Annotated in this window: 2 tRNA genes; both read left to right on the top strand. The window is 53.9% G+C overall.

The features are described from left to right. The first annotated feature begins 156 nt into the window (after nucleotides 1-156). Nucleotides 157-233, top strand: a tRNA-Ile gene (locus tag HP456_RS25850). A 94-nt stretch (nucleotides 234-327) separates the two neighbouring features. Continuing rightward, a tRNA-Ala gene (locus tag HP456_RS25845) sits at nucleotides 328-403 on the top strand. Nucleotides 404-900: the final 497 nt, after the last annotated feature.

The following is a 900-nucleotide window of genomic DNA, read 5'->3' as shown; positions in this document are numbered from 1 at the left end:
TCCCGTGCTTTTTAGAACATAGATGGCGCCAGTCAGGTGACCATCGAAACGTAATACGCCACGGAAGTGCTTGGCACTCGGATGGTATGGCAAGGTTCGCCGTCCACGTTTCTCTTTCTTCAAGAAGACAAAAGCCGCATCGACCGGTACCGGAATGGGCCCGTAGCTCAGTTGGTTAGAGCACACGCTTGATAAGCGTGGGGTCGGAAGTTCAAGTCTTCCCGGGCCCACCATTTGCATATGCGAATGAGGGTTTGGGTTGAGACTGTTGGTTGATGCGAATTGTTGCCGCGCCTGGTTGATGAGACTTGGGTGATCGAGCTGGATGGGGCTGTAGCTCAGCTGGGAGAGCACCTGCTTTGCAAGCAGGGGGTCAGCGGTTCGATCCCGCTCAGCTCCACCATTTAATTGCGCTCACGGGTGAGCGGTCCTTCGGACCTACCCTCCGCGAGGGCGCGGAACGATCGGCGACGCGCTACCGCGCTGTACTGGAGAATTGATCCGGCTGCTGCGAATTGTCTTCTTTGAGGAAATAAAAGTTTGCATCGTCCTGCTAAGGATTGATGCCTGTTCTGAATACATTGTGAAGAGAAGATATGTCTGGAAGCTTCCAGGTGTTTTGAGCCCTTGTGGTTTGAAGCGTCCGAGCCCAGTCCCAGAGAAACCATGAGATGGCTTAGTCGGCCGGAATTGGTGGAGGGGTTGGAGGTAGGAAGGATCGCTTGTCCGAGGCATTTTTGTTGTTTGAAGGTTTAGGTCTTCATCTGACGGGAATGCTGGATTGATGTTGCCTGACCGCGCATCACCGGATGATATCTCGAGAAGCTGGTCTTAATGGTATGGCTTCGAGGTGCACCGGCGTGCCCTCAAAGAAGACCGTACCGACACGTCGATGTCATC

The sequence above is a fragment of the Bacillus haikouensis genome (genome assembly GCF_013179555.1).
GTDB lineage: Bacteria > Bacillota > Bacilli > Bacillales > Bacillaceae_B > Rossellomorea > Rossellomorea haikouensis_A.
This window is presented reverse-complemented; position numbering and strand designations above follow the sequence as displayed.